Genomic DNA, 1938 nt, shown 5'->3' with positions numbered 1-1938 from the left:
CAAACATCACTTGGAACAGTGGTGCATGACTGAGATCCCGTTCTGGCTGCAATGCGTCAACTACCATTTCAAAAGGCAAGTCCTGATGAGCATACGCTCCTAGAGCTATTTTCCGAACACGAGAGAGTAATTCGCTAAAACTGGGATTGCCTGATAAGTCAGTACGCATGACTAAAGAGTTGACAAAAAAGCCAATTAACCCTTCTATCTCACTGCGATCGCGGTTAGCAATGGGAGACCCTACTAGAATGTCTGCCACACCTGTGTAACGGTAAAGTAGGGTATCAAACGCTGCCAACAGTGTCATAAAGAGAGTACAATTATGCTGTTGGCTTAGTTTTGTCAACCTATTAGTTAAGTTTGCGGAGAGTGCAAATTCAAGATTTGCGCCAGCGAAAGTCTGCACAGCAGGTCTTGGTCGGTCTGTTGGCAGCGATAACAAGGCTGGTGCATCTTTTAGTTGTTGTTGCCAGTACGAAAGCTGAGTTTGCAGTATATCTCCTTGCAACCACTCTCTTTGCCAGATGGCAAAATCTGCATATTGAATCGGCAGTGGTGCTAAGGGTGACGGCTGGCCTTGAGAATAAGCGTTGTACAGTGCTGCTAGTTCTTGGATAAACACACCTATTGACCAGCCATCAGAGACAATATGGTGCATACACCCTAATAATACGTGTTCTGTCTTACTAAGAACTACTAATGTTGCCCTGATTAATGCTCCCTTTGCCAAGTCAAAAGGCTGAATAGCTTGTTGTTGCAATAATTGCTGTGTAGCAATTTCTTGTTCCTTTGGCGACAGGTCTTGCCAATCAACAACTGAGACTGTCCAATTCGTTTGTGTGTGAATAATTTGAGAAGGGTTTCCATCAATAGTGACGAGATTGGTACGTAACACTTCATGGCGATCGATAATTTCTTGTAAGCTTTGTTCTAAGGCAGCCTGATTTAGATTTCCCAGTAGACGCAAAGCCAAGGGCATGTTGTATAATCCACTGTTCTGCTCAAACTGGTCTAAAAACCACAAACGCTGTTGAGCATAAGATAGGGGTAATTCTTCAATGTTCATTTCTTGCTCCTTGGTAGAATGCGTGGAATAGTTAGGTCTGAGTTTTGTTGCTGTAATTTCCCGATTGATTGCGCTAATTCAGCTATAGTTGGGGCATTGAACAATTCGTGTAAAGAGAGTTGGACTTTGAAGCGATCGCGGATACGGGATACCAACTGAGTTGCTAATAGGGAGTGTCCGCCAAGTTCAAAGAAGTTATCATCAACTCCTACAAGCTCTACTTTCAGTACTTGTGACCAAATTTGTGCCAGTATTTCTTCGACTGGCGTGCGCGGGGCTATATATTTTTCTGTACGTTCACTGTATAAATCTGGTGCTGTCAATGCACGGCGGTCTACTTTGCCGTTGGCCGTCAACGGTAGGGACTCCAAAATTACTATTGCACTTGGTACCATGTAATCTGGTAACTTTTCCTTGAGGAAGCTACGCAGTTCGCTGATTGTGGGTGTCTGCTGTGGCTGCGGTACGATGTAGGCAACTAGGCGCTTAGTTTGGGGAATGTCTTCACGAGCGATGACCACTGATGATTGCACCTTCTGATGTTGGCTCAGTGCTGCTTCGATTTCTCCCAATTCGATGCGGAATCCCCGGATTTTCACCTGATTATCGATGCGTCCCAAGTATTCTATGTTGCCATCCGGTAAATAACGTGCTAAGTCACCTGTTTTATATAATTTTGACTTTTGACTAGTGACAAGTGAATGATCAAACGGGTTAGGGATAAATTTTTCAAATGTTAACTCACTTCGGTTAAGATACCCTCTTGCTAACCCAACACCAGCAATGTGCAGTTCTCCTGGTACACCCACAGGCACTGGTTGCAGATACTCGTCTAAGATGTAGATTTGAGTATTGTCAATTGGCCGACCAAT

General features: G+C 44.1%; 1 pseudogene. It reads right to left on the bottom strand.

Annotation, left to right across the window (positions count from 1 at the left end):
• Positions 1-1938, bottom strand: a pseudogene (locus VB740_RS36550) (condensation domain-containing protein); the annotation flags it as partial.

Origin of the sequence: Nostoc sp. UHCC 0251, from assembly GCF_034932245.1 — a bacterium.
GTDB lineage: Bacteria > Cyanobacteriota > Cyanobacteriia > Cyanobacteriales > Nostocaceae > Nostoc.
Note: the sequence above shows the minus strand (reverse complement) of the source record. Positions and strands in the feature narration are given on the sequence as shown.